Source organism: Trueperaceae bacterium, assembly GCA_019454765.1.
Taxonomy (GTDB): Bacteria; Deinococcota; Deinococci; order Deinococcales; family Trueperaceae; genus JAAYYF01.
This window is the reverse complement of record JACFNR010000017.1, coordinates 22,987-27,361: the sequence shown is the minus strand read 5'-3', so window position 1 is coordinate 27,361 and position 4,375 is coordinate 22,987. Positions and strand designations below refer to the sequence as shown.

Genomic DNA, 4,375 nt, shown 5'->3' with positions numbered 1-4,375 from the left:
CCGCCCCGCGGCCCCCCCGGGCGGGGGGGGGGGGCGGGGGGGGGGGGGGTGGGGCCGCCCGCGCCCCCCCCCCCCCCCCCCCCCCCCCGCCCGAGGCCGGCGTGAGGGAGCAGTTGCGGGAGGTGCAGGTGGCCCTCCTGCCCGAGGCGGTGACGGCCCTGGCCGGCCTCGACTGGGGGGCCGGCGGTTTCGTGGCCCCCGTCGAGGGTCGCGTCTCCTCGCCGTTCGGGTGGCGTAACGTCAGCGTGAACGGCAACCGTTACCACGGGGGGCTCGACATCGCGGCGAACATGGGCACCCCGGTCGTCGCCGCCAGGAGCGGGGTCGTCACCCGAGCCGGTTGGTGGGGCAGCTACGGCAACGTCGTGGTGCTGGATCACGGCGACGGCGCGGAGACGCGCTACGCCCACCTGAGCGCCGTTACGGTCCGCGTCGGGCAGGGGTTGCGCCAGGGCGACGTCCTGGGCCGGGTGGGCAGCACGGGCGCGTCGACGGGGCCCCACCTGCACTTCGAGGTGCGCTTCGACGGCCGGGCGGTGGACCCGCTGCCTTACCTGCAGGGGCGGCGTTGATGCGCAGCAGCGGCCGCCACTACGTCGGCCCGGCACCGGCTCGCGTGAGGCCCGTCGGTTAGGCTGAGATCGCGCGCGGCCGCGACACGTGCACCTTGGTGGCCGCGGCAGTAGAGTGGTGAGAGGCCAGCGGCTCGACTGAGAGGTCCAGGCATGTGGGTATCCACGAAAGCGCAGTACGGGATGAGGGCGCTGGTCGAGGTGGCATTGGGGGGCGATGAGCCCACCAGTCTCAAGACCGTCGCCGAACGGCAACTACTCAGCCAGCAGTACCTGGAGCAGATCTTCGCCGTCCTGCGCAAGGCGGGCGTCGTCGAGTCCGTGCGCGGCGCCCGCGGCGGCTACCGATTGGCGCGACCCCTCGACGAGATCGACGCGCTCGAGGTGGTCGAGTTGCTCGAGGGCAGCGTGGCGCCGGTCAGCTGCATCGAAGACGCCGCCAACTGCGTGCGGGTCGGCATGTGTTCGACCGAGAGCCTGTGGCGGCGCGTGGACGCCGCCGTCAGGCAGGTCCTGCGTTCGACCTCGCTCGCAGACCTCGTCAGGCAGCGGCGGTTGCTCGGCATCCACCCGCTCCCGCAGTACCTCGGCCGCGACGACTGAGCCACCACTAGTGGCCCGCGACGGCAGCATCTACCTCGACCACGCCGCCACCACCGCCGTCGACGATGCCGTGCTGGCGGTCATGCTGCCGTACCTCAGGTCGGACTTCGGCAACCCCAGCAGCGTGCACCGGCTCGGCCAGTCGGCGCGCCGCGGGGTGGAGGCCGCCCGCGAGGCCGTGGCCCGCACCCTCGACGTCAGGCCGCGCCAGGTGGTGTTCACGTCAGGCGCCACCGAGGCGGACGACCAGGCCGTCTTCTCGACCCTCGCCGAACGCCCGGGCGGCCTGGTCGTGAGCGCGGTGGAGCACGCGGCGGTCATCGCGGCGGCGCGGCGCCTGGCAGCGGCGGGGCGGGACGTGACCTTCGTGCCGCCCGAGCCGAGCGGCGCCACGAGCCTCGCGGCCTGGGAGGGCGCCCTGGCGGAGCAGGCCGGCAGGGGCGGCACTGCGCTGGTGGCGGGCATGCTCGTCAACAACGAGACGGGCGCCCTCGCCGACGCTGCCGCCATCGGCGCGCTGGCGCACCGCTTCGGCGCCCTGTACCTGTGCGACGCCGTGCAGGGCTACGGGCTCGAGGAGTTCACGCTCGCGAGCCTCGGCGCCGACCTGGTGACGGTGTCGGCCCACAAGGTCTACGGTCCCAAGGGCGCCGGCGCCCTCGTCATGCGCGACGGGCTCGCCGTGGCGCCCATGTTGGCGGGCGGCGAGCAGGAGCGTGGACACCGGCCCGGCACGCACGCGGTGCCGGCGATCGTCGGCTTCGGGGCGGCGGCCGCGCTGGCCGCCGCCGGTCGGGCGGCGGAGCGCGCCCGGCTGGCGGAGCTGCAGCGCGCCTTCGAGTCGGTCGTCCTGGCGCTGCCCGGCGTGAGCCTGAACGGCGCGGGCGCGGTACGAAGCGTCAAGCACACCAACGTCAGGGTGGCGGGCGCCGACGGGGAGACGCTGCTCATGCTGCTGGACGAGGCGGGCGTCTACGCCAGCGCCGGGTCGGCCTGCGCCGCGGGCAGCGTGGAGCCGAGCCACGTGCTGTTGGCCATGGGCCTGGACCGCGGCGAGGCGAAGGCCAGCGTGCGGTTCAGCTTCGGGCGAGCGGTGGGACTCGAGGACGTCCTCGAGGCGGCGCGCCGCCTCGAGACGGCCGTGGAGCGAGCCAGGGCCGTCGCCGCCCGCGGCTGAGCCGGAACCGGCGGGGGAGGGGGCGACACGGAGCAGGGGCGGGCCGGGCCCGGGGCGCGCCGGTCCCGGCGCGCGCCAGACCTCGCGCAGGGCCGCTCAGGCGCTCTTGCGCTCCCCGCCCACGGCCAACAGCCGCGTTGGGTCGTCGAGGTCCTCGACGTCCACGTGGAGCCGCGTGATGCTGCTCCCCGGCACCTCGAACATGAGCGGCAGCAGGGTGCGCTCCAGGACGGAACGGAGCGCCCGCGCGCCCGTCTTCCTGGCCTTGGCGCGGCGCGCCACCTCCTCGAGGGCGGCCACCGTGAAGGTGAGCGTCACGCCGTCGAGACCGAACAGCGTCTGGTACTGGCGCACCAGCGCGTTGCGCGGCTCCGTCAGCACGGCGACGAGGGCCTCGAGGCTCAGGTCGTGAAGCTGCACCACCACCGGCAACCGGCCGATGAGTTCCGGGATCAACCCGAAGGTCATCAGGTCCTCGGGCAGGACCTCGGCCTCGGGCGTGGCGACCGCCTCGCGCGGTTGGAAGCCGACGGGCGAGACGTTGAGCCGCCTCTCCATGATGCCGGCCAGGCCCTCGAAGGCGCCGCCGCAGATGAACAGGATGTTGCTCGTGTCGACGTCGATGAGCTCCTGGTGCGGGTGCTTGCGCCCACCCTGGGGCGGGACGTGCGTGAGCGTCCCCTCGATGATCTTGAGGAGCGCCTGCTGCACGCCCTCGCCGCTGACGTCGCGCGTGATGGACGGCCCCTCCGACTTGCGGCCGATCTTGTCGATCTCGTCGATGTAGATGATGCCGCGCTCCGCCGCCGCCACGTCGTAGTCGGCGACCTGCAGGAGGCGCAGGATGATGTTCTCCACGTCGTCGCCGACGTAGCCCGCCTCGGTCAGCGTGGTGGCGTCCGCTATGGCGAACGGCACGTCCAGGGTGCGCGCCAACGTCTGCGCCAGCAAGGTCTTGCCGGTGCCCGACGGCCCCACCAGCAGCACGTTGCTCTTCTGCAGCTCGCTGCCGGGGTTGGCGATGCGGCGCGCGTGGTTGTAGACCGCCACCGCCAGGGCGCGCTTGGCGGCGTCCTGCTCCACCACGAAGGCGTCGAGCTCGCGCTTGATGTCGCGGGGCGGCAGCAGCTTCATGCTCCGGGTGGGCGCGGCGGGCGTCGTCGCGTCCGCCACGACGTCGTTGACGCGACCAGCGCACTGATCGCAGATGTGCGCCCCCCCGCCGGGCGCGGCCACGAGGAAGCGGACCTCCGTGTGCGACCGGCCGCAGAAGCTGCAGTGCGTGGCCGTCACCGCGCGCCCTCCTGCTGGAAGCGGCCGGAACCGCGCGGCTCGACGACGTTGTCGATCAGCCCGTAGGCGAGGGCCTGCTGCGGCGACATGAAGTTGTCGCGGTCCATGTCGCGCCGCAGCTGCTCGACGGGCACGCCGGTGTGGCGGTGGTAGACCTGCTCCATCATCCCGCGCAGGTCCTGGAACTCGCGGGCCTGCACCTCGAGGTCGGGGAGGCTGGCGCGGGGGAAGCCGGCCGAGCCCGCGTGGATCATGATGCGGCTGTGAGGCAGCGCCACCCTGTGACCCTTCGCCCCCGCGGCCAGGATCAACGACCCCATCGACATCGCGATGCCGACGCAGTTCGTGTGCACCGGAGCCGAGATGAACTGCATGACGTCGTAGATGGCCATGCCGGCGTACACCTCGCCGCCGGGCGAGTTGACGAACATGTTGATCGGCTGCTCGCTCGACTGGGAGTCGAGCAGGAGGAGCTGCGCCGTGATGACGTTGGCCACCTCGGAGTCGATGGGCGAACCGAGGAAGATGATCCGCTCCTTGAGCAGCCGGCTGTAGACGTCGTAGGTGCGCTCCCCGCGCCCGGTCTGTTCGATCACGTAAGGGACTAGCGGCATTATGCGGTCAGCCTAGCACCGCCGACCCGGGAGACAGCGTCGGCCGACGCGGCCGGGTCAGGTTGGCTCGCCCTGCTCGTGCTCGCCGTGGTCGTGTTCGTGGTGGTGGTCGTGGT

Annotated in this window: 5 protein-coding genes; 3 read left to right on the top strand and 2 right to left on the bottom strand. The window is 73.0% G+C overall.

All coding sequences use genetic code 11. The features are described from left to right. From H3C53_06780 to H3C53_06770, 3 genes are all read left to right on the top strand, one after another. Nucleotides 1–572: M23 family metallopeptidase (locus H3C53_06780; protein ID MBW7916369.1), on the top strand; the 572-nt coding region annotated here is incomplete at its 5' end. 153 nt (nucleotides 573–725) lie between these two features. Continuing rightward, complete coding sequence (locus tag H3C53_06775; GenBank protein ID MBW7916368.1) at nucleotides 726–1,175, top strand: Rrf2 family transcriptional regulator; 450 nt, start codon at nucleotides 726–728, stop codon at nucleotides 1,173–1,175. Between the two features lie 28 nt (nucleotides 1,176–1,203). Further along, nucleotides 1,204–2,352 carry an aminotransferase class V-fold PLP-dependent enzyme gene (locus tag H3C53_06770; protein ID MBW7916367.1) on the top strand — a complete coding sequence of 383 codons (1,149 nt, stop codon included), beginning with the start codon at nucleotides 1,204–1,206 and terminating at the stop codon, nucleotides 2,350–2,352. Between the two features lie 96 nt (nucleotides 2,353–2,448). Here H3C53_06770 and clpX read toward each other — a convergent pair whose 3' ends face one another. After that, complete coding sequence (clpX, locus tag H3C53_06765; protein MBW7916366.1) at nucleotides 2,449–3,645, bottom strand: ATP-dependent Clp protease ATP-binding subunit ClpX; 1,197 nt, start codon at nucleotides 3,643–3,645, stop codon at nucleotides 2,449–2,451. Continuing rightward, entirely contained in the window at nucleotides 3,642–4,259 is a 618-nt protein-coding gene (locus H3C53_06760; GenBank protein ID MBW7916365.1) for an ATP-dependent Clp protease proteolytic subunit, read from the bottom strand. Before H3C53_06760 ends, clpX begins: the two co-directional genes overlap by 4 nt. Nucleotides 4,260–4,375: the final 116 nt, after the last annotated feature.

Excerpts from the sequence above, each read along its gene's own strand:
- H3C53_06775 (MBW7916368.1), top strand. The coding sequence starts at position 726 with ATGTGGGTATCCACGAAAGCGCAGTACGGGATGAGGGCGCTGGTCGAG.
- H3C53_06760 (MBW7916365.1), bottom strand. The coding sequence starts at position 4,259 with ATGCCGCTAGTCCCTTACGTGATCGAACAGACCGGGCGCGGGGAGCGC.